At 54.6% G+C, this 21299-nt stretch carries 19 protein-coding genes; 5 read left to right on the top strand and 14 right to left on the bottom strand.

Translation table 11 applies throughout. The features are described from left to right. Window positions 1-13: 13 nt before the first annotated feature. The 6 genes from nuoF to lrhA form a co-directional block, all read right to left on the bottom strand. The gene (gene nuoF / locus V6940_RS00485) at window positions 14-1351 is read right to left on the bottom strand and encodes an NADH-quinone oxidoreductase subunit NuoF (RefSeq protein WP_115073851.1); all 1338 of its coding nucleotides are present in this window, start codon (window positions 1349-1351) and stop codon (window positions 14-16) included. Next, window positions 1351-1851 carry an NADH-quinone oxidoreductase subunit NuoE gene (gene nuoE / locus V6940_RS00480; protein ID WP_035892483.1) on the bottom strand — a complete coding sequence of 167 codons (501 nt, stop codon included), beginning with the start codon at window positions 1849-1851 and terminating at the stop codon, window positions 1351-1353. The genes nuoF and nuoE overlap by 1 nt, the downstream gene beginning before the upstream one ends. Window positions 1852-1853: 2 nt before the next feature. Further along, complete coding sequence (gene nuoC, locus V6940_RS00475; protein ID WP_115073849.1) at window positions 1854-3659, bottom strand: NADH-quinone oxidoreductase subunit C/D; 1806 nt, start codon at window positions 3657-3659, stop codon at window positions 1854-1856. A 92-nt stretch (window positions 3660-3751) separates the two neighbouring features. Continuing rightward, the gene (gene nuoB, locus V6940_RS00470; protein ID WP_002913178.1) at window positions 3752-4426 is read right to left on the bottom strand and encodes an NADH-quinone oxidoreductase subunit NuoB; all 675 of its coding nucleotides are present in this window, start codon (window positions 4424-4426) and stop codon (window positions 3752-3754) included. 15 nt (window positions 4427-4441) lie between these two features. Further along, entirely contained in the window at window positions 4442-4888 is a 447-nt protein-coding gene (gene nuoA, locus V6940_RS00465; protein ID WP_185666810.1) for an NADH-quinone oxidoreductase subunit NuoA, read from the bottom strand. A gap of 626 nt (window positions 4889-5514) precedes the next feature. Next, window positions 5515-6456, bottom strand: a complete 942-nt coding sequence (gene lrhA, locus V6940_RS00460; RefSeq protein ID WP_333494425.1) for a transcriptional regulator LrhA — start codon at window positions 6454-6456, stop codon at window positions 5515-5517. A gap of 907 nt (window positions 6457-7363) precedes the next feature. Between lrhA and alaA the strand changes: the two genes are divergently transcribed. Both alaA and yfbR read left to right on the top strand, forming a co-directional pair. Then, on the top strand, window positions 7364-8581 hold the full coding sequence (gene alaA / locus V6940_RS00455) for an alanine transaminase AlaA (RefSeq protein ID WP_185666808.1): 1218 nt from the start codon (window positions 7364-7366) through the stop codon (window positions 8579-8581). A gap of 84 nt (window positions 8582-8665) precedes the next feature. After that, window positions 8666-9265, top strand: coding sequence for a 5'-deoxynucleotidase (gene yfbR / locus V6940_RS00450; protein ID WP_333494424.1), 600 nt, complete (start codon window positions 8666-8668; stop codon window positions 9263-9265). A gap of 123 nt (window positions 9266-9388) precedes the next feature. Here the strand turns inward: yfbR and V6940_RS00445 are convergent, their stop codons facing one another. From V6940_RS00445 to yfbV, 4 genes are all read right to left on the bottom strand, one after another. Beyond that, window positions 9389-11221: an SLC13 family permease gene (locus tag V6940_RS00445; protein ID WP_333494423.1), complete on the bottom strand. Its 1833-nt coding sequence runs from the start codon at window positions 11219-11221 to the stop codon at window positions 9389-9391. 101 nt (window positions 11222-11322) lie between these two features. Beyond that, the gene (locus V6940_RS00440) at window positions 11323-11982 is read right to left on the bottom strand and encodes a sugar phosphatase (protein WP_333494422.1); all 660 of its coding nucleotides are present in this window, start codon (window positions 11980-11982) and stop codon (window positions 11323-11325) included. Window positions 11983-11993: 11 nt separating this feature from the next. Further along, on the bottom strand, window positions 11994-12488 hold the full coding sequence (locus V6940_RS00435; RefSeq protein ID WP_333494421.1) for a YfbU family protein: 495 nt from the start codon (window positions 12486-12488) through the stop codon (window positions 11994-11996). A gap of 81 nt (window positions 12489-12569) precedes the next feature. Then, window positions 12570-13025, bottom strand: a complete 456-nt coding sequence (gene yfbV / locus V6940_RS00430) for a terminus macrodomain insulation protein YfbV (RefSeq protein ID WP_185666803.1) — start codon at window positions 13023-13025, stop codon at window positions 12570-12572. Window positions 13026-13361: 336 nt separating this feature from the next. Here yfbV and ackA point away from each other — a divergent pair, with 336 nt between their 5' ends. Continuing rightward, complete coding sequence (gene ackA, locus V6940_RS00425; protein ID WP_333494420.1) at window positions 13362-14564, top strand: acetate kinase; 1203 nt, start codon at window positions 13362-13364, stop codon at window positions 14562-14564. Window positions 14565-14640: 76 nt separating this feature from the next. After that, window positions 14641-16788, top strand: coding sequence for a phosphate acetyltransferase (gene pta, locus V6940_RS00420; protein WP_333494419.1), 2148 nt, complete (start codon window positions 14641-14643; stop codon window positions 16786-16788). Window positions 16789-16883: 95 nt separating this feature from the next. Here pta and yfcD read toward each other — a convergent pair whose 3' ends face one another. From yfcD to V6940_RS00400, 4 genes are all read right to left on the bottom strand, one after another. After that, window positions 16884-17429 carry an NUDIX hydrolase YfcD gene (gene yfcD / locus V6940_RS00415; RefSeq protein WP_333494418.1) on the bottom strand — a complete coding sequence of 182 codons (546 nt, stop codon included), beginning with the start codon at window positions 17427-17429 and terminating at the stop codon, window positions 16884-16886. Between the two features lie 56 nt (window positions 17430-17485). After that, the gene (gene yfcE, locus V6940_RS00410) at window positions 17486-18037 is read right to left on the bottom strand and encodes a phosphodiesterase (protein WP_333494417.1); all 552 of its coding nucleotides are present in this window, start codon (window positions 18035-18037) and stop codon (window positions 17486-17488) included. A gap of 55 nt (window positions 18038-18092) precedes the next feature. After that, the gene (yfcF, locus tag V6940_RS00405; protein ID WP_185666799.1) at window positions 18093-18737 is read right to left on the bottom strand and encodes a glutathione transferase; all 645 of its coding nucleotides are present in this window, start codon (window positions 18735-18737) and stop codon (window positions 18093-18095) included. A gap of 124 nt (window positions 18738-18861) precedes the next feature. Beyond that, window positions 18862-20280, bottom strand: a complete 1419-nt coding sequence (locus V6940_RS00400; protein WP_333494416.1) for an aldehyde dehydrogenase family protein — start codon at window positions 20278-20280, stop codon at window positions 18862-18864. Window positions 20281-20383: 103 nt separating this feature from the next. Between V6940_RS00400 and V6940_RS00395 the strand changes: the two genes are divergently transcribed. Continuing rightward, window positions 20384-21292: a LysR family transcriptional regulator gene (locus V6940_RS00395; protein ID WP_333494415.1), complete on the top strand. Its 909-nt coding sequence runs from the start codon at window positions 20384-20386 to the stop codon at window positions 21290-21292. Window positions 21293-21299 lie beyond the last annotated feature (7 nt).

Raw genomic sequence — 21299 nt, 5'->3', positions numbered from 1 at the left:
AAAAATCGTTAACTCACCAGCGCGTCTTTAGCAGGTTCGGCTGAATCCCGTTGATTGCATGGGTGTTGCTGAACTGCTGCTTGATGCCTGCTTCGAATTCTTCGCGGAAATATTTAATGGCGCTCTGCAGCGGCTCAACCGCACCAGGCGCATGCGCGCAGAAGGTTTTACCAGGCCCTAAGAATCGACACAGTTGCTCAAGTGTCTCGATGTCGCCAGGCTGGCCTTCACCGCGCTCAAGGGCGCGCAGAATTTTGACGCTCCACGGCAAGCCGTCGCGGCATGGCGTACACCAGCCGCAGGACTCACGGGCGAAGAACTCTTCCAGGTTACGCACCAGCGGTACCATGCCGATCTCGTGGTCGACGGCCATCGCCAGCGCCGTACCCAGACGGCTACCCGCTTTACCGATGCTTTCAAACTCCATCGGCAGGTCAAGGTGTGATTCGGTCAGGAAGTCAGTCCCGGCGCCGCCCGGCTGCCAGGCCTTAAACTTCAGGCCATCACGCATACCGCCAGCGTAGTCTTCAAGGATTTCGCGCGCGGTGGTGCCAAACGGCAGTTCCCAGACGCCTGGGTTTTTCACACGCCCGGAGAAGCCCATCAGCTTGGTGCCGGCATCTTTACTGGTAGAGATGTTCTGGTACCACTCAACGCCGTTGGCCAGAATCGCCGGAACGTTGCAGAGGGTTTCCACGTTGTTGACGCAGGTCGGTTTACCCCATACGCCAGAGCTCGCCGGGAACGGCGGCTTAGAACGTGGGTTAGCACGACGGCCTTCAAGGGAGTTAATCAGCGCGGTTTCTTCACCGCAGATGTAGCGCCCTGCCCCGGTGTGCACGAACAGCTCGAAGTCAAAACCGGTGCCGAGAATGTTTTTCCCGAGCAGGCCCGCTTCGGTGGCTTCCGCAATGGCACGACGCAGGTGCTGCGCGGCTTCAATGTATTCACCACGCAGGAAGATGTAGCCGCGGTACGCCTTCAGGGCGAACGCGGAGATCAGCATGCCTTCCACCAGCAGGTGCGGCAGCTGTTCCATCAACAGGCGGTCTTTATAGGTGCCCGGCTCCATTTCATCGGCGTTACACAGCAGGTAACGGATGTTCATGGATTCGTCTTTCGGCATCAGGCTCCACTTCAGACCGGTGGAAAAGCCCGCGCCGCCGCGCCCTTTCAGGCCAGCGTCTTTTACCTGGTTGACGATCTCGTCCGGGGCCATCCCGGAGAGCGCTTTACGCGCACCGGCATAGCCGTTTTTCGCCTGATACTCTTCCAACCACACCGGCTGCTTGTCGTCGCGAAGACGCCAGGTCAGCGGATGGGTTTCGGGAGTCAGAATAATATTTTTCATTATTTATACTGCTCCAGCAGGTCAGGAATGGCTTCCGGCGTCAGATGGCTGTGAGTGTCCTCATCAATCATCATGGTCGGCCCCTTGTCGCAGTTGCCCAGGCAGCAGGTCGGCAGCAGGGTGAAGCGGCCATCAAAGGTGGTTTGACCCGGTTTGATGTCGAGCTTCTTCTCAATCGCGGCCTGAATGCCCTGATAACCGGTGATGTGACACACCACGCTGTCGCAGTAGCGAATCACGTGACGGCCAACCGGCTGGCGGAAAATCTGGCTGTAGAACGTAGCCACACCTTCTACGTCGCTTGCCGGAATATCCAGAACCTCGGCAATCGCGTAAATCGCACCGTCCGGCACCCAGCCACGCTGTTTCTGAACGATCTTCAGCGCTTCGATGGACGCCGCACGCGGGTCTTCGTAGTGGTGCTTCTCGTGCTCAATAGCTTCACGCTCTGCCGCACTCAGCTCAAAAGCCTCAGTTTGTGGTTGTTGATTCTCGTGCATAATTAGCGGTCCACGTCTGACATAACAAAATCAATACTACCCAGATAGACGATAAGGTCTGATACCAGGCTGCCACGGATCGCCGACGGAATCTGCTGCAGGTGCGCATAGCTCGGCGTACGGATACGGGTGCGGTAGCTCATGGTGCTGCCGTCGCTGGTCAGGTAGTAACTGTTAATACCCTTGGTCGCTTCCACCATCTGGAAGGACTCCTGCGCCGGCATAACCGGGCCCCAGGAAACCTGCAGGAAGTGGGTGATCAGGGTTTCGATGTGCTGCAGCGTACGCTCTTTCGGTGGCGGCGTGGTCAGCGGGTGATCCGCTTTGAACGGGCCTTCCGGCATGTTGTCGAGGCACTGCTGAAGAATGCGCAGGCTCTGGCGCAGCTCTTCCACTTTCAGCATCACGCGGGTGTAGCAGTCAGAAACGCCACCGCCGGTCGGGATTTCGAAGTCGAAGTTTTCGTAGCCAGAGTATGGACGCCATTTACGCACGTCGAAGCCAATACCGGTAGCACGCAGGCCAGCACCGGTGGTGCCCCACTCCAGCGCTTCTTTTGCGGTATAAGCAGCAACGCCGACAGAGCGGCCTTTCAGAATGGTGTTACGCAGCGCGGCTTTCTCGTAGGAGTCCAGACGCTTCGGCATCCACTCGAGGAATTCACGCAGCAGACGATCCCAGCCACGAGGCAGGTCGTGCGCCACGCCGCCGATGCGGAACCAGGCCGGGTGCATACGGAAACCGGTAATCGCTTCAACCAGATCATAGATTTTCTGACGGTCGGTAAAGGCGAAGAAGACCGGCGTCATCGCACCGACGTCCTGAATAAACGTCGAGATGTACAGCAGGTGGCTGTTGATGCGGAACAGTTCAGAGAGCATCACGCGAATCACGTTCACGCGGTCCGGCGTGGTGATACCAGCCAGTTTTTCTACTGCCAGCACGTACGGCATTTCGTTCACGCAGCCGCCGAGGTACTCGATACGGTCGGTGTACGGAATGTAGCTGTGCCAGGATTGACGCTCGCCCATCTTCTCAGCACCACGGTGGTGGTAGCCGATATCCGGTACGCAGTCGACAATCTCTTCGCCATCAAGCTGCAGAATAATACGGAATGCACCGTGCGCAGACGGGTGGTTCGGGCCAAGGTTGAGGAACATGAAGTCCTCGTTTTCGGTCCCGCGCTTCATGCCCCACTCTTCCGGTTTGAAGGTCAGCGCTTCCATTTCCAGATCCTGCTTGGCTTTCGTCAGCTCAAACGGGTCGAATTCGGTGGCGCGCGCCGGGTAGTCTTTACGCAGCGGATGGCCTTCCCAGGTTGGCGGCATCATGATGCGGCGCAGGTTCGGGTGGCCGTTAAAGGTAATGCCAAACATTTCCCAGGTTTCACGCTCATACCAGTTAGCGTTCGGGAAAAGTTTGGTGATGGTCGCGACGTTCAGGTCGTTTTCAGACAATGCCACCTTGAGCATGATATCGCGATTGCGGTCTATTGAGATCAGGTGGTAGAAAACGGAAAAGTCCGCGGCAGGTAAACCTTCGCGGTGCGTACGCAGACGTTCGTCCATGCCGTGGAGATCGAAAAGCATGACGTAAGGCTTTGGCAATCTCTTCAGGAAGTCGACAATTTCAAGCAGCTGTTCGCGCTTAACCCAAACAACGGGTATCCCGGTGCGGGTGGCCTGAACGGTAAAAGCATCCGGCCCAAAACGGTTGCGCAACTCGCCGATGACCGGATCATCAAGGTGATCACGGGTTTGCCATGCGGCTGCGTCTTGCGCGGTTAAATCGGTCATATTGTTCACCATTGCAAAAGGTCCGTGGTGACTGCCGGGGTGGCCTTCGCGCTGTTGTATATTGGTTTGCGAAGTCAAAAGATGCCACCGCCCGCAGGCGCAAATTAAATCTCGTCCGGTGTCCGCAGATTCGTCACCGCAATACGTTCGCCGCGTTTACGCTCGCGTTCCGACTGCATGTTGGCGCGGTAAACGCCCTGATCGCCAACGACCCACGACAGTGGGCGACGTTCTTTACCAATGGATTCCTGCAGCAGCATCAGCGCCTGCATGTAGGCTTCCGGGCGCGGAGGGCAGCCAGGAATGTACACGTCGACAGGAATGAATTTATCCACGCCCTGCACCACGGAGTAGATGTCATACATACCACCGGAGTTTGCACAGGCGCCCATTGAGATAACCCATTTTGGTTCCAGCATCTGGTCGTACAGGCGCTGAATAACCGGAGCCATCTTGGTGAAGCAGGTACCGGCAACCACCATCAGGTCAGCCTGACGTGGGGATGCACGCAGTACTTCCGCACCAAAACGCGCAACGTCATGCACCGCAGTGAATGACGTCACCATTTCAACGTAGCAGCAAGAAAGGCCGAAGTTGTAAGGCCAGATTGAGTTCTTACGGCCCCAGTTGACCATGTCGTGAAGCGCGTGTTCGAGTTTCCCCATGTACACGCTTTTGTTCACCTCTTGCTCCAGGGGATCGGTAACAATCTCCTGTTTTTGCAGGGGGTAACGGTCGTTCTCACCGTTAGGATCTATGCGGGTGAGCGTATAATCCATCTTATTGCCTCGCTTTTACTGCGTATTACGGTTAGTGACGCTGTCGGTTTCTGGGTTAGCCAGCGTGCGGCGAGAACGCGCAGGCGTCCAATCAAGCGCGCCAATGCGAACGAGGTAAACCAGACCGGCCAGCAGCACAAATATGAAAATGGCGGCTTCGATAAAGCCAACCCAACCGCTCTCGCGAATGGACGTTGACCAGGCGTAGAGGTATAGCGCTTCAACGTCGAAGATGACGAAGAACATGGCGACCAGATAGAACTTAGCCGACAGACGCAAACGGGCGGAGCCAACGGAGTCGATACCCGATTCAAACGGGGTGTTTTTGCTTCTTGCGCGTGCGCGACCACCAAGGTACCAGCCGCCGATTAACATCAGGCAGCACAGGCCAATGGCAATGATCAGAAAGATAGCGAATGCCCAGTGATGAGCGATGATTTCAGTGGATGTTGACATACGCAAAGCTTTACCAAATAAGTAGCATTACCACCTCTGCTCTTACCGGCAGATGGACGCTACATCGATTCATGGGGAGGATTAAAAAACCTACAAACAGCCCAATTCGAAACATAGACCGCAAAATGTTGAGGTTTTTTACTCCTTTCGATAACCTTTTGTCAACTTTAACAAAAGTTTCCTCACATTAATTTACATCAAAAGCATTTCATTAACATTACGTGCCCTTTGATTTGATTCAGCTCAATAGACCCTGCGGTTTACGTGTTGTTGAATCGTGTCCGTTTTGTAGCGACAACAAGAATTACCCTTCTATTTTGACAGGATTTTCTAATGATTCCTCCCCCCAATGAGGAGTATTTTCTTGATCTAAGACACGCTTTTGTTAATTCGACCCGCAAAACGGCAACAATCTATCCGTTTTTTTAACATTAGCAGGTGATATGACGTTGCGTTTAATGGTAGGGCATTTGAAGAGAAAAATAATTCTAATTGCATGATTATTATCACATTATCAGATTTATTTTTTTTCTGGCTACGTAGAAGTACGAAAAAAGAACCGCAAACGGATTTTTCTTCGTCTACGATTCTTTTTTGCATTCACATTTTGTTACTACATTTTGAGCGAGTTGTTAATCAAAATCCCTCTCATGAATAAGGGGATTATCTCCCCCTTCCGGGGTATAACTGCCCGCATTCGGCCACGGATCGTAACGCTGTTCCTGAGACTGGAAAATCATCTGCGCCAGCTCGTTCTCGCTCTCCACGTTGTAGCTAAGCATATATTCCGTTTCCGGCAGATCCGGCATCCCCTCTCCTTTGCCAAGGGCGCGGAGATCCGGGCTCATCATCTCAGCCGGCCGGCCGGTAACACCAAGACCCGCTTTGACCGCGGCGCGAACGGCGGAGAGCGTTGAGGCAACGTACGCCAGACGCCAGGCAATACCGGCGGCATCCAGCGTTTTGATAATCATGTCGCGGAACGGACTTGGGTCGTCGAGCAACACCAGCGGTACCGGCTCTTCCGGGCGCAGAGTAAAGTCCGCCGCACAATACCAAAGCGTAGGCGACGTACGTAAAATCGTCGACTCAAAGCCTTCCAGCGGATGCGTCGTCAGCGCCAGATCGACCTCTTTGCTTTTCAGCATCTCGGCCATCACGCAGTGACGTTTAACCCGCACATCCAGCGCCAGCTTTGGATAGGCAGAGCTAATGCGGTTCAACAGGAACGGGAGAATGGTATCAGAGGATTCATCTGATGAGCCGAGCGTTAGCTGCCCCTGCAGGGAACTAAACATTAGCGATGTGCATGCTTCATCGTTGAAGCGCAGGATTTTGCGCGCATAGCCCAACAGCTGGATACCATGTTCGGTAAGGAGTTTATTACGCCCATGGCGGGCAAAAAGCTCTTTCCCCACCAGTTGTTCCAGGCGCTGCATTTGCTGACTAACGGCGGATTGAGTACGGCACACCGCCGCCGCCGCAGCCGCAAAGGTGCTCAGGTCGGCAACAGCAACAAAGGTTCTCAGCAGATCGAGATCGAGGTTCAGTATCGGACGATTGGCATTTATCATATTAATCCACTTACAGGTTCGGAGATCCGACCTGCCTAATTGATGCTGCACTCAAAAGTTCAGGCTAATCCTTTAAATCATCTTTCACCAATCATTGACGAATGACTGCCTGATGAGTGTCAGTATTAAATTTTCTGTTACTAACGTGAGTAACAGTTCCTTTTGCAATATATCCTTTGCCCTGAGGCTAATAATCCGTTTCGTTCTGGGTTCACTTTCGCGTAAGAAGTTGTAGGGGTGCCACCGCGATAATGCATCAGAATGAAGGTTGTACGTATAAAAGAAGCCAATAAATCCAATAAATAACATCAAGTTATGGAATCAGCTTTGATAATCATCAACAAAAACAGCTAATGAGAGTCTGGTGCTCATCCTCATATTAACCGAAAACCATAAGATTTATAAGCCTTAAATAAGTTCTATCTCAATAAAGAAAAAGGTTTAGATTCAAAACAATTTAAGAAATCTAACAATTCACAGGCATTACTTTTCAAAATATAAGAAAATATTAATTTTCATCATCAGCAATCCTTAACATCAACTTCACAAAAATGGGTATCACTCCTAATCCTTATTCGCCATTATTTAATTAAAAATTAAAAATGTTGAAGAATGCTTAAAGTATATAGAGCAACCTTAGCACCTAAGCTAAATCATTTTCTTTTTACCAGGCATAAAATCTATACATTCCTTAAACCGTAGTGATTTGAACTATTGAACAATAAATTAACAAAACATCCCACAACGTTATCCCTTACCAGGCAGTAAAAAACAATGCACCAACAACGCAAGATGAACAAAATCTTCTACTGCTAACCCTTCAAAACCCCGGGGATGCGGAGTACATTGTTCCGTGCTGACTTCCACGGCAGGGAGTGGCAATAACAGCTAAAAAGGTCAACGATTCATGTCCCCCATTGAAAAATCCAGCAAGTTAGACAACGTATGTTACGACATTCGTGGCCCGGTTCTTAAAGAGGCGAAGCGTCTTGAAGAAGAAGGCAATAAGGTCCTTAAACTTAACATCGGTAACCCGGCACCTTTCGGGTTTGACGCGCCGGATGAGATTCTGGTTGACGTGATCCGTAACCTGCCTACCGCTCAGGGCTACTGTGACTCCAAAGGGCTGTACTCCGCCCGTAAAGCCATCATGCAGCACTACCAGGCGCGCGGCATGCGCGACGTGACGGTAGAAGACATTTATATCGGCAACGGCGTATCTGAGCTTATCGTTCAGGCGATGCAGGCACTGCTGAACAGCGGTGATGAGATGCTGGTCCCCGCGCCAGATTATCCGCTGTGGACCGCGGCCGTTTCGCTCTCCAGCGGCAAAGCGGTGCACTACCTGTGCGACGAATCCGCCGACTGGTTCCCGGATTTAGACGATATCCGCGCTAAGATCACGCCGCGCACCCGCGGGATTGTCATCATTAACCCCAACAACCCGACCGGCGCGGTCTATTCCAAAGAGCTGCTGCTGGAGATTGTTGAGATCGCCCGCGAGCACAATCTGATCATCTTCGCCGATGAAATCTACGACAAGATCCTCTACGACGAAGCGCAGCACCATTCGATCGCCGCGCTGGCGCCGGATCTGCTGACCATTACCTTTAACGGTCTGTCCAAAACCTATCGCGTTGCGGGTTTCCGTCAGGGCTGGATGGTGCTGAACGGGCCGAAGAAACACGCCAAAGGCTATATTGAAGGTCTGGAAATGTTGGCCTCCATGCGCCTGTGCGCTAACGTTCCGGCGCAGCACGCTATTCAGACCGCGCTAGGCGGCTATCAGAGCATCAGTGAATTCATCACGCCGGGCGGTCGCCTGTACGAACAGCGCAACCGCGCGTGGGAGCTTATCAACGAGATCCCTGGCGTCTCCTGTGTGAAGCCAAAAGGCGCGCTGTACATGTTCCCGAAAATTGATGCTAAGCGCTTTAACATCCATGACGATCAGCGCATGGTGCTCGACTTCCTGCTGCAGGAAAAAGTGCTGCTGGTTCAGGGTACTGCCTTTAACTGGCCGTGGCCGGATCACGTGCGTATCGTGACCCTGCCGCGCGAAGATGACCTCGAGATGGCGATTACTCGCTTTGGCCGCTTCCTGTCGGGCTACCACCAGCTCTGATGCTGCTAATGGCCGCTGGTATTTGCATCCAGCGGCCATCTCTGCGCACAATGCCTTTACTGTTGTTAACGCGTAAGGGTTGTTATGAATCAGAGTCATTTTTTTGCCCACCTCTCCCGCCTCAAGTTAATCAACCGCTGGCCGCTGATGCGCAACGTGCGCACCGAAAACGTCTCTGAACATAGTCTGCAGGTCGCGATGGTCGCCCACGCGCTCGCCGCCATTAAAAATCGTAAGTTCAACGGTCAGGTCAACGCCGAGCGTATTGCGCTGCTGGCGATGTATCACGACGCCTCTGAAGTGTTAACCGGGGATTTACCTACGCCGGTGAAGTATTTCAACTCGCAGATTGCGCAGGAATATAAAGCGATTGAGAAAATCGCCCAGCAGAAGCTTATCGATATGGTGCCGGAAGAGCTGAACGATATTTTTGCACCGCTGATCGACGAGCATCAGAGCAGCGATGAAGAAAAAGCGATTGTGAAACAGGCTGATGCGCTATGCGCTTATTTGAAGTGCCTGGAGGAGCTGTCGGCGGGTAACAATGAGTTCCTGCTGGCAAAGGGGCGTCTGGAGAAAACCCTGGCCTCACGCCGCAGCGAAGAGATGGACTATTTTATGGCGGTGTTTGTGCCAAGCTTCCATCTTTCGCTTGATGAAATAAGCCAGGATTCGCCGCTGTAGTCGTTCGCGCGATATTATGTTTGTAGGCCGGATAAGACGTTTACGTCGCCATCCGGCACCGTGCGCCATTCTGCCTGATGGCGCACGCTTATCAGGCCTACCATCGTGCGCTGCCCAGAAGCATCAGAACGGGAACAAAATCGGCACCAGCGCCACGCAGACAATCATCACCAGTACGGTAAACGGCACGCCGATTTTCACAAAGTCGCTAAAGCTGTACTTCCCAGGCCCCAGCACCAGCGTATTCACCGGTGACGACACTGGCGTCATAAACGCAGCGGACGCCGCCATCGCCACTATCATCGCAAACGGATAGGGCGACACGCCCATCGATTTTGCCGTCGCCAGCGCAATCGGCGCCATCAGCACCGCCGTTGCGGTATTGGAGATAAACAGGCCAATCGCGGCACACATCACGAACAGGCAGCCCAGCATCAGATACGGCCCCTGCCCGCCGCCGATATCCATCAGCCCTTTCACCACCAGATCGACCCCGCCGGTTTTTTGCAGCGCCAGCGCGAACGGCATCATGCCGACAATTAAAATAATACTCGGCCAGTGAATAGACTTGTAGGCGCTCTGGGCGTCGATACAGCGGAATTTCCCCATTAACAAGCAGGCAATAATCGCCGCAATCGGGTTCGGAATTTCATCGGTCAGCATCAGCGCAACCATCAGCACCAGGCAGAAAATGGCGTGAGGCGCCTGACTGTGCGCCGGTGAGGCATCGCTCACTTCCACCGGCAGATTCAGCACCACAAAGTCGCGGCCGTTTTGCGCCAGTTGGCTAATCAGCTTCCAGTTGCCCACCACCAGCACGATATCGCCCAACTGCAGCGGTTCATCCACCACCGAGCCGTCCAGCGCCTCGCCGTTGCGCTTCATGCCAACCACGTTGAGGCCGTAGCGGGTACGAAAGCCCATTTCACGCACGCTTTTACCGAGCAGTTCAGAGTCCGGGATCAGCGATACTTCCGCCATCCCCACGTCCAGCGCCTGGTCGGAGAAGTATTCACCACGCAGCACCATTGGCTCCAGCATCTGCTCGCTGCAGAACTGGCGCAGGTCAATTTCCGCCGCCGACATATCAATCAGCAGCACGTCGCGGGCGCGGAATTCCGACACCCCATTCACGTTCACAATCACCCGACGAAAACGACGCCAGCGCTCAACGCCAATAATGTTAGCGCCGTATCGTTCGCGCAGCTTCATATCGTCCAGACGCTGACCAATCATCGGCGAGCCGGGGCGAATCGCCAGACGACGGGCACGCCCGGTAAGGTGATAATCGCGGATAAGGTCACGAAAAGTGCTGCGTTTGCGGCCATCGCGCGACGTATTAGCGTCATCGCCTTTCAGCATAAAGCGCATCACCAGCATGTAGAAGATGCCGAGCACCAGCACCACAAGGCCAATCGGCGTGACGCTAAAGAAACTAAAGCCTTCCAGCCCTTCACGAATCAGCTCACTGTTAATGACCAGGTTTGGCGGCGTGGCGACCAGCGTCATCATGCCGCTGATAAGCCCGGCGAAGCTGAGCGGCATCATCAGGCGTGAGGGAGAGATATTCATGCGCGCAGAGACGCTGAGCACCACCGGAATGAAGATGGCCACGACCCCGGTGGAGCTCATAAACGCCCCCAGCCCGGCCACCGTCAGCATCAGGAAAACCAGCATTTTGGTTTCACTGCTTCCCGCGGCCTGCACCAGCCAGGAGCCCATATTGGTTGCAACGCCGGTTCGCACCAGGCCATCGCCGATGATAAACAGCGCGGCAATCAGAATAACGTTTGGATCGCTAAAACCGGAAAACGCTTCGCTGAGCGTCAATGTACCGCTGAGAACAAAAGCGACAATAATGCCCAAAGCGATCGCATCCATGCGTACTTTGCCGGTGGCAAAAAGGACAACCGCAATCGCTAACAGACAGAGCACCCAAATCAGTTCACCGTTCACAACATTTCCTTGTCATCAATTAAGCGGTTAGAGAATCAACTAAAAGGCGTTCACCATAGTGACAGAAAAAAGCCCCAACGGTGTGGGGCTAAATCATAAGATCAGGCATTCTGCGTGACGTTGACCGCGCCATCTGGCAATTTCTCAACGCGAAGCGCCGAGAGCGTGGAGAGCACAAAATCAACCTCAAGCAGCTCCGGCGTTTCCGGCGGCACGTTAACGGCAGCCACGTGACAGCCCGCCGCGAGGCCAGACTGCACGCCCGCAGGCGCATCTTCCACCACCAGACATGCTTGCGGCGGCAGCGCCAGCTGTTCAGCCCCTAGCAGATAGGCATCCGGCTGCGGTTTTCCGCGCGCGACCTGCTCGGCCGTGACAAAGGCGTTCGGCTGTGGAAGCCCGGCCGCACGGTGGCGCGCATAGGCCACCGGAATCGACCCCGAAGTCACAATTGCCCACGGAATCGCGTTGGCTTCCAGATGCTCCAGCAGCTCAACGGCGCCCGGCAGCGCGCGAATACCGTTAAGATCCCCCGCTTCTATCTGCTCCAGCCGCAAGAACTCCGCCTGAATTTCCGCTTCCGATTTTCCGGGCATAAAGTGGCGCAACGTGGTGATCGCCTGCTTACCGTGGATATAGTCCAGCACCGCTTCCGGGTCAACGCCGTAGCTGTCGGCCCACAGGCGCCATGAGCGTTCAATCACCGCCAGCGAGTCCACCAGTGTGCCGTCCAAATCAAAGAGGAAACCTCGACACTGCACGGTAGCCTCCATCAGGCGTTGATGATTTGGTTAATTTCGTTGCTGCTCAGGTGATACTGGCGCGGGCAGCTATGCCAGACGTTCAGCATGCGCTGGTATTTATCCCACATTGGGGTTTGCGCGTTAAAGCCGTGGGTGCCGGCATCAAAGTGGGTGTAGCGACCTTCAACGTTGACCATAAAGCGAACGTAGCCGAGGAAACGCGCTTCGGTAGCGGCATCAAAGCCGAGAAAGGTGACGCGGCGTTCGTCGATGGTGCTGGCGTCTTTCAGGTTAGTCCAGGAGACGTGTAGCGCGTGGTACATCTCCATGATGTCGATAACAATACGACATGTCTCTTCTTTGAGTTCCCCAAATTCCCTATCCAGTTCACGCATCTGCAGACCATAACCACGTTCGATGATGGTCTGCAGGCGGCGGTAGCGCTCAGCGTTGTCGGGATCAAGCATGGTCATCATTTTGTATTGGTTAGACAAAATCAGACGTTGAGCATGGGTCATTTCCATTTTTCGACTCCTGTTGCGCTTTGCAGCATAAAAAAAGACACAATGATTGTGTCTTCTTTTATATGCGTTTTTCGCCCTCAATTACAAATCATCGAGGAAAGTTTTATCCAGTTGTTTGAAGGCGCGCTTAAGCGTGTCAGCCAGCGCCTGGTAATCCGGCTTGCCTTCGACCGGCGCCAGCGCCTGGCCCGACTCCTGCAATTTGCCGCGTACTTCATAAAACCACTGCAATATAGAAGGGGGTAACGGTGTCACCGAGCGTTTACCCAGCCACCATAGCCCCTGCATTGGCAGGCTCAGCGCAAACAGCGCGGTAGCAACCGCAGGGCCAAGCTGGCCGCCAAGAGCGATTTGCCAGCACAGCGTAAAGATGGCCAGCGGCGGCATCAGACGGATGGCGTGGCGCGTTGCACGGATGACGCGGTTTTCAACAAACACCGGCGCGAGCCGTTTTTCCAGCGGCCACGTCTTTGCATAATACTGCCCCCGGCTAAACAAACTGAAGAAACTGACCGGGCGTTGCTCGGGTGTCGACATGGCTTACCTCAACTTCACATATAAAAATTAAAATATTTTTTAAAACAACAACTGACTATGACATCGTTCAAAAAATTTTGGCATAAACCCTGCAATCGGGTATCCTGTGCCAGCCTGAGATAACCAGATTCTATCCGCTCCGGCATATCAAATTATCGCATATTCTGCCATCGGCGGAAAATTGTGCAAAATAGCTTAGAATCAATATGTATTTCTTAGATCATGCCTGAAAAGTGTCTCGGGCATGATGTTAATCATAAATGTCGGTGTCATCCTGCGCTACGCTTTATGACTCATTGACGTTTTTTTAGCCACGTATCATAAATAGGTACTTCCATGTCGAGTAAGTTAGTACTGGTTCTGAACTGCGGTAGCTCCTCCCTGAAATTTGCCATCATTGATGCAGTTAACGGTGAAGAATACCTCTCTGGTTTAGCCGAATGTTTCCATCTTCCAGAAGCACGTATCAAGTGGAAAATGGATGGCGGTAAACAAGAGGCCGCTTTAGGTGCAGGCGCCGCTCACAGTGAAGCGCTGAACTTCATCGTTAATACTATTCTGGCACAAAAACCAGAACTGTCCGCTCAGCTGACCGCTATCGGCCACCGTATCGTACACGGCGGCGAGAAGTACACTAGCTCCGTTGTGATCGACGATTCCGTAATTCAGGGCATCAAAGACTCTGCGTCCTTCGCACCGCTGCACAACCCGGCTCACCTGATCGGTATCGCTGAAGCGCTGAAATCCTTCCCTAACCTGAAAGACAAGAACGTTGCCGTATTCGACACCGCGTTCCATCAGACCATGCCGGAAGAATCTTACCTTTATGCTCTGCCGTACAGCCTGTACAAAGAGCACGGCGTACGTCGCTACGGCGCACACGGCACCAGCCACTTCTATGTGACTCAGGAAGCCGCTAAAGTACTGAACAAGCCGGTAGAAGAACTGAACATCATCACTTGTCACCTGGGCAACGGTGGTTCTGTTTCTGCTATCCGTAACGGTAAATGTGTTGATACCTCCATGGGTCTCACCCCACTGGAAGGCCTGGTAATGGGTACTCGTTCCGGCGACATCGACCCAGCTATCATTTTCCATCTGCATGACACTCTGGGCATGAGCATCGACCAGATCAACAAGATGCTGACCAAAGAGTCTGGCCTGCTGGGTCTGACCGAAGTGACCAGCGACTGCCGTTATGTAGAAGATAACTACAAAGAAAAAGCTGACGCTAAACGTGCAATGGACGTTTACTGCCACCGTCTGGCGAAATACATCGGTTCTTACACTGCACTGATGGACGGTCGTCTGGACGCGGTTATCTTCACCGGTGGTATCGGTGAAAACGCCGCAATGGTTCGTGAACTGTCCCTGGGCAAACTGGGCGTTCTGGGCTTCGAAGTTGATCACGAACGTAACCTGGCTGCCCGTTTCGGCAAGTCTGGCTTCATCAACAAAGAAGGCACCCGTCCTGCCATCGTTATCCCGACCAACGAAGAACTGGTCATCGCACAAGACGCGAGCCGTCTGACTGCCTAATATCACACCGCCAGCCTAGCTGGCGGTGCTGTTTTGTATCCCGCCTGAAACTGGCGGTAACGAAAGAGGATAAACCGTGTCCCGTATTATTATGCTGATCCCTACCGGAACCAGCGTCGGCCTGACCAGCGTCAGCCTTGGCGTTATCCGTGCTATGGAACGCAAAGGCGTTCGTCTGAGCGTCTTTAAGCCAATCGCTCAGCCGCGCACCGGTGGCGATGCGCCTGACCAGACTACCACTATCGTTCGCGCGAACTCATCTACCACAACTGCAGCTGAACCGCTGAAGATGAGCCACGTAGAAGCCCTGCTCTCCAGCAATCAGAAAGATGTGCTGATGGAAGAGATCATCGCTAACTACCACGCAAACACCAAAGATGCTGAAGTGGTTCTGGTTGAAGGCCTGGTCCCAACCCGTAAGCACCAGTTTGCTCAGTCTCTGAACTACGAAATCGCGAAAACGCTGAACGCGGAAATCGTCTTCGTCATGTCTCAGGGCACCGACACCCCAGAACAGCTGAACGAGCGTATTGAACTGACTCGTAACAGCTTCGGCGGCGCGAAAAACACCAACATCACCGGCGTTATCGTTAACAAACTGAACGCACCGGTTGATGAACAGGGCCGTACTCGCCCGGATCTGTCAGAGATCTTCGACGATTCCTCCAAAGCGAAAGTCGTTAAAATCGATGCCGACCAGCTGAAAACCTCCAGCACCCTGCCTGTTCTCGGCGCGGTACCATGGAGCTTCGATCTGATCGCCACTCGTGCTATCGATATGGCGCGTCACCTGAATGCGACCGTGATCAACGAAGGCGACATCAACACTCGCCGCGTGAAATCCGTCACCTTCTGCGCACGTAGCATCCCGCACATGCTGGAGCACTTCCGTGCAGGTTCCCTGCTGGTCACTTCCGCAGACCGTCCTGACGTTCTGGTTGCAGCGTGCCTCGCCGCAATGAACGGCGTGGAAATCGGTGCCCTGCTGCTGACCGGCGGCTACGAAATGGACGCGCGCATCACTAAGCTGTGCGAACGTGCATTCGAAACCGGCCTGCCAGTATTCATGGTGAACACCAACACCTGGCAGACCTCTCTGAGCCTGCAGAGCTTCAACCTGGAAGTGCCAGTTGATGACCGCGAGCGCATCGAGAAAGTTCAGGAATACGTGGCGAACTTTATCAATCCAGAGTGGATCGATTCCCTGACCGCGACTTCCGAACATAGCCGTCGTCTGTCTCCACCAGCGTTCCGCTACCAGCTGACCGAGCTGGCGCGTAAAGCCGGCAAACGCGTTGTTCTGCCAGAAGGCGACGAACCACGTACCGTGAAAGCGGCTGCCATCTGTGCTGAACGCGGTATTGCGACCTGCGTACTGCTGGGTAACCCAGACGAGATCACCCGCGTTGCAGCGTCTCAGGGCGTTGAACTGGGCGCTGGCGTTGAAATCGTTGACCCAGAAGTGGTTCGCGAAAGCTACGTTGCTCGCCTGGTCGAACTGCGTAAGAACAAAGGCATGACCGAAACCGTTGCCCGCGAACAGCTGGAAGACAACGTGGTTCTCGGTACCCTGATGCTGGAACAGGACGACGTTGATGGCCTGGTTTCCGGTGCCGTTCACACCACTGCGAACACCATTCGTCCACCGCTGCAGCTGATCAAAACTGCACCGGGCAGCTCTCTGGTGTCCTCCGTGTTCTTCATGCTGCTGCCAGACCAGGTTTATGTTTACGGCGACTGTGCGATCAACCCGGACCCAACTGCAGAGCAGCTGGCAGAAATCGCTATTCAGTCCGCTGAATCCGCGATTGCCTTCGGTATCGAACCACGCGTTGCGATGCTCTCCTACTCCACCGGTACCTCTGGTGCAGGTAGCGACGTAGAGAAAGTTCGTGAAGCAACTCGTCTGGCGCAGGAAAAACGTCCTGACCTGATGATCGACGGCCCGCTGCAGTACGATGCTGCGGTAATGGCTGACGTGGCGAAATCCAAAGCGCCGAACTCTCCGGTTGCAGGTCGCGCTACCGTGTTCATCTTCCCGGATCTGAACACCGGTAACACCACCTACAAAGCGGTACAGCGTTCTGCTGACCTGATCTCCATCGGGCCGATGCTGCAGGGTATGCGCAAACCGGTGAACGACCTGTCTCGTGGCGCGCTGGTAGACGATATCGTCTACACCATCGCTCTGACCGCGATCCAGTCTTCACAGCAGCAGCAGTAATCCTTAGGCCACCCGTTCGCGGGTGGTTTAAAGGCAAAAAAAATCCGGAGACGGGAAACCGCTCCGGATTTTTTGTATCTGACGTTTAGCCGCGCTTATTCCGCTTCCTCTTCAACGTGAGCTTCGTTGTTGGCATTGCGGGTCATCCACAGCGCCAGCGCCTTCAGCGAGTCGTCAGTAAACTCATCGCAGCGCGCGGTGATCTCTTCCGGCGTCATCCAGCGAACTTCGCTCACCTCTTCTTCCTGCAGCGCAAACGGCCCGTGAGAAACGCAGCTAAACAGGCTTCCCCAGACGCGACAGTTCTTATCTTCAAAGTAGAACTGCCCGTGATCGGCAAACGGTACGCCAGCAATACCCAACTCTTCTTCCGCTTCGCGGCGAGCAGACTCCAGCAACGGTTCATCAGCCTGAACAACACCCCCAGCGGTGGCATCCAGCTTACCCGGCTGATAGTCTTTCGTCTCCGTACGGCGCTGCACCAGAATGTTGCCCATACCGTCGTGAACGACGATATAGGTTGCCCGGTGCCGCAGACACTGCGCGCGCATCTGCTCACGGCTCGCTTGCGCGATGACCTCATTGTCTTCGTTGACAATATCGACCCATTCCGTGCTTGCCAAATGATTCTGCTCGACCATCCGTAAACCTTAAATTGAAAGCGCTCTTACGGCGCGTTTTATGATTGATGGGTAACTTACGGGTTAATGGCAACCTCTGCAATAACCTGTTGATCATTGAGTGCGAAAACCTGCAGCCTACCCTCGTCAAGCATCCCATAGCTTGCGGCAAAACCGCCTTTGGGAATGCTAACCGAACCGGGGTTAAATAAGAATATATCGCCGCGTTTTTCTGCCACCGGCAGGTGGGTATGGCCATACGCCAGCACGTCTCCAGCCGACAGCGGCGGCAGATTATCAGGATGATAAAGATGGCCGTGAGTCAGAAACAGGCGCTGTGAATCGGTGAGTACCTGCTGCCAGGATGCGGTGATGGGAAACGTAAGCAGCATCTGGTCAACTTCGCTATCGCAGTTGCCGCGCACCGCAATAATGCGATCGGCTATGGTGTTCAGCCGCTCTGCCACCTGCGCCGGGGCATAGCCTTCCGGTAGCGCATTGCGCGGCCCGTGGTTAAGCACATCACCCAGAATAATCAGCCAGCGCGCGCCGCTCTCGGCAAACCGCGCTAGCACGCGTTCGGTGGCCGGTAGCGAGCCGTGAATATCCGATGCAAACATCAGTTTCATGAGTCAATTCCCCACAATGATAACCTTGCCATCATAATGGATTCCCACACTTTTTTCAGCCTGTGCGTTTTGCCGAAAGTGCAACATAGCGCTGCACGGAAGCCCGCTGCCACTGGAACGTAGCGTAGTCGGCGAGACGTTCCGGAACATCGTCGCCGTTCAGCACCAGGCGATTAATCATTAGCGCCAGGTCAGTATCGGCAATACACCACTCACCAAAGAGATTAGGCCGCTCATCGACCAGTAATGCACTGGCGGTGTCAAACAGTTTAGCCGCGCTTTTGCGTCCTGCTTCGGTCAAAGGTGCTTTTTTCTCTCCGGCGAAAATCACCGCGGTGGATCGCTCTTCGCGTATGGGCATCAGATCGCTGCGTAGCCACGCCTGAATCTGGCGCGCGCGCGCACGTTTTTGCAGGTCGTGAGGGTACAAACGCTCCCACTCCGGCGGCGCAAAGCGTTCATCAAGGTATTCGGTAATCGCGGAGGATTCGCTGAGTTCAAAGCCATCAACGTCCAGCAGTGGTACGCGACGGGTAGCAGAGTAACCGCGCCAGCCCGGCTGGAGGTGTTCGCCAAGGCCAAGATTGACGGTTTTGAGGGTAAACGGCAGCCCCTTTTCCTGCAGGGCAACGTAGACGGACATCACGTAGGGCGAGAAAAAATCAGAATCAGACCAAAGCGTTATCACAGGCTGGCTCATAGCGTCCTCAATCACGGGCAGGAGATGCACGAACGATGGACGCAGGACGCGTCCATCTAACATGCTGTCAACATAGCCTGTCTGGCGGGCGATGTCACTTGCCCGCAACATGAGGATTTTGCAATCAGCCAACCACGAGCGTTTTCGGTTCCAGATAGGCCTGCATTCCCCATTTGCCCATCTCACGGCCCAGACCTGACTGCTTCACGCCGCCAAACGGTGCCAATGGTTCATGCTCAAGGGTATTGACCATCACGCGGCCGGATTCAATCCGCAGCGCCAGCGCTTCACCACGCTCGCGAGAGCCACTCAGCACCATGGCGTTGAGGCCGTAGTCGGTATCGTTGGCAATCGCCAGCGCTTCGGCCTCGTCGTGATAAGGGATAATCACCAGCACCGGCCCGAAGATTTCTTCGCGGGCGATACGCATCTGGCTGTTCACGTCGGTAAAAATGGTCGGCTTCACGTACCAGCCTTTTTGCTGACCTGCCATGCGCCCCTCTCCGCCTACCAGAATTCGCGCCCCTTCCTGCTGGCCCAGCTGAATATAGCCCTGCACGCGCTGCCACTGTTTCTGGCTAACCATCGGGCCAATCACCGTCTGGCTGTCTCGTGGGTCGCCGGTGGTGAACCCGCTAATCGCCTCGATAAACGCCTGTTCGAACTCAGCCTGACGAGAGGCGGGAACCAGGATTCGAGTCCCGGCGATGCACGCCTGTCCGCTATTCATAAACCCGGCTTCCAGCGCCAGATGTACCGCCGTCTTCACATCCGCATCATCAAGGATCACGGTCGGTGATTTGCCGCCCAACTCCAGCGTAACGCGCTTAAGCGTGCGGGCGCCGCTTTCCACAATGTGTTTCCCCACCGCCGTCGAACCGGTAAAGGAGATTTTAGCGATGTCGGGATGATGATTGATGGTGTCGCCCACCACCTCCCCCCGCCCGGTGACAATGTTAAACACGCCCGCCGGAATCTGTGCAGCGTGCAGCGCTTCGGTAACAATCTGCGTCTGCCAGGCGCTCATTTCACTCGGTTTGATAACCGCAGTACAGCCAGAAGCCATCGCGGTCGCCAGCTTATTGCAGATAAAACCCGCATCGCTATTCCACGGGGTAATCAGCCCGGTGACACCGACCGGTGTCATCACCACTTTGGCGCGGCCTACCCGCTCTTCAAAGCTAAATGATTTAAGCGCATCGATAGCACAGCGTATGGTCTGCGCCGGCCAGGCCGCCATCCAGTGTGCGCGTGCCGATGGTGCGCCGTACTCGGTGATAAGCGCTTCCAGCAGGTCCGCTTCTCGCGCCTGTACGGCCAGGTACATTCTCTCCAGCACCGCAATGCGCTCTTCACGAGTGGTCTGCGACCAGGCCGGGAACGCGGCTTTCGCAGCAGCAATGGCGCGCAGGGTGTCCTCTTCATCCGCCAGTCGTACCTGGCCAATCACCGCTTCGGTTGCTGGGTTAAACAGGTCAAAAAGCTCGCTGCCGTGTGGGGTAACAAACTCGCCGTTGATATAAATCTGGTTGATGTGCAGCATGATTCGGTCCTCTCATCGTGGGATGTCGTGCAGTATAGGAGCGCTATATCGTTACGATAAGAGGGTATAATATGGATAACCTGTCACGAAAATCGGAACAATCATGCACCGCAGCGGCCTTACCGAACTTGAAATCGTCCTTGCCGTCACCCGCCAGCAGAGCTTTCGCGCCGCCGCGCGCGAGTTGGGAATGTCGGCCACCGCCGTCAGCAATGCCGTCGCCGGGCTGGAGTCACGGCTTAACGTTCGGCTTTTTAACCGTACCACCCGCAGCGTCGCGCTAACGGAACAGGGTCAGCGCTACGTGGCGCGCATCGCTCCGGCACTGGCGGAAATTCAGCGCGCCGCCGAGGAGATTGCCGCCGAACCGGGAAATCCGACCGGGACGCTGCGCATCAACGCCCCGCGTGAATGCGTGTCGCTGCTATTTCGGCTGTTTGATACCTATCTACAGCGCTACCCGCAGATGCGCCTGGATATCACCACCGAGTCACGGCTTATCGACATTGTGGCAGAGGGATTTGACGCCGGTATTCGCCTCGCCGAGTCCGTCCCGCAGGATATGATTGCCGTCGCCCTGACGCCAGATGCGCGGATGCTAATTGTCGGCTCGCCGGAGTACTTCGCACGCTACGGCACGCCGCGCTCGCCTGACGACCTCCAGCAGCATCAGAGCATCGGCATGCGCATGTCGCATGGCGGCATTTATCACTGGGAACTGGAGCACCACCAGCAAAAATTTACCGTTAATATCCCACCGCGGATCGTCGTCAGCGAGATGCAGGCTATTCACCGCGCGGCGCTGGCTGGACTGGGGCTGGCATTTATTTCGGAATGGTTTATTCAGGACGAACTTCGCAGCGGCAAACTTATCAGCGTACTGGATGAATGGTGCCCTACCTTTGGCGGCCTGCGCCTTTATTATCCGGGGCACCGGCATGTGCTCCCGTCACTGCGTGCGTTTGTTGAACTGGCGCACGAACTAAACGCGCGCCAGACCCTGCCGCGATAAAGATGCT

This window comes from Kluyvera sp. CHPC 1.251, from assembly GCF_036759945.1.
Lineage (GTDB): Bacteria > Pseudomonadota > Gammaproteobacteria > Enterobacterales > Enterobacteriaceae > Kluyvera > Kluyvera sichuanensis.
Note: the sequence above shows the minus strand (reverse complement) of the source record. Positions and strands in the feature narration are given on the sequence as shown.

Coding starts and splice junctions, on each gene's coding strand:
- nuoF (WP_115073851.1), bottom strand. CDS start 1,351: ATGAAAAATATTATTCTGACTCCCGAAACCCATCCGCTGACCTGGCGT.
- nuoE (WP_035892483.1), bottom strand. CDS start 1,851: ATGCACGAGAATCAACAACCACAAACTGAGGCTTTTGAGCTGAGTGCG.
- nuoC (WP_115073849.1), bottom strand. CDS start 3,659: ATGGTGAACAATATGACCGATTTAACCGCGCAAGACGCAGCCGCATGG.
- nuoB (WP_002913178.1), bottom strand. CDS start 4,426: ATGGATTATACGCTCACCCGCATAGATCCTAACGGTGAGAACGACCGT.
- lrhA (WP_333494425.1), bottom strand. CDS start 6,456: ATGATAAATGCCAATCGTCCGATACTGAACCTCGATCTCGATCTGCTG.
- alaA (WP_185666808.1), top strand. CDS start 7,364: ATGTCCCCCATTGAAAAATCCAGCAAGTTAGACAACGTATGTTACGAC.
- yfbR (WP_333494424.1), top strand. CDS start 8,666: ATGAATCAGAGTCATTTTTTTGCCCACCTCTCCCGCCTCAAGTTAATC.
- V6940_RS00435 (WP_333494421.1), bottom strand. CDS start 12,488: ATGGAAATGACCCATGCTCAACGTCTGATTTTGTCTAACCAATACAAA.
- yfbV (WP_185666803.1), bottom strand. CDS start 13,025: ATGTCGACACCCGAGCAACGCCCGGTCAGTTTCTTCAGTTTGTTTAGC.
- ackA (WP_333494420.1), top strand. CDS start 13,362: ATGTCGAGTAAGTTAGTACTGGTTCTGAACTGCGGTAGCTCCTCCCTG.
- yfcD (WP_333494418.1), bottom strand. CDS start 17,429: ATGGTCGAGCAGAATCATTTGGCAAGCACGGAATGGGTCGATATTGTC.
- yfcE (WP_333494417.1), bottom strand. CDS start 18,037: ATGAAACTGATGTTTGCATCGGATATTCACGGCTCGCTACCGGCCACC.
- yfcF (WP_185666799.1), bottom strand. CDS start 18,737: ATGAGCCAGCCTGTGATAACGCTTTGGTCTGATTCTGATTTTTTCTCG.
- V6940_RS00400 (WP_333494416.1), bottom strand. CDS start 20,280: ATGCTGCACATCAACCAGATTTATATCAACGGCGAGTTTGTTACCCCA.
- V6940_RS00395 (WP_333494415.1), top strand. CDS start 20,384: ATGCACCGCAGCGGCCTTACCGAACTTGAAATCGTCCTTGCCGTCACC.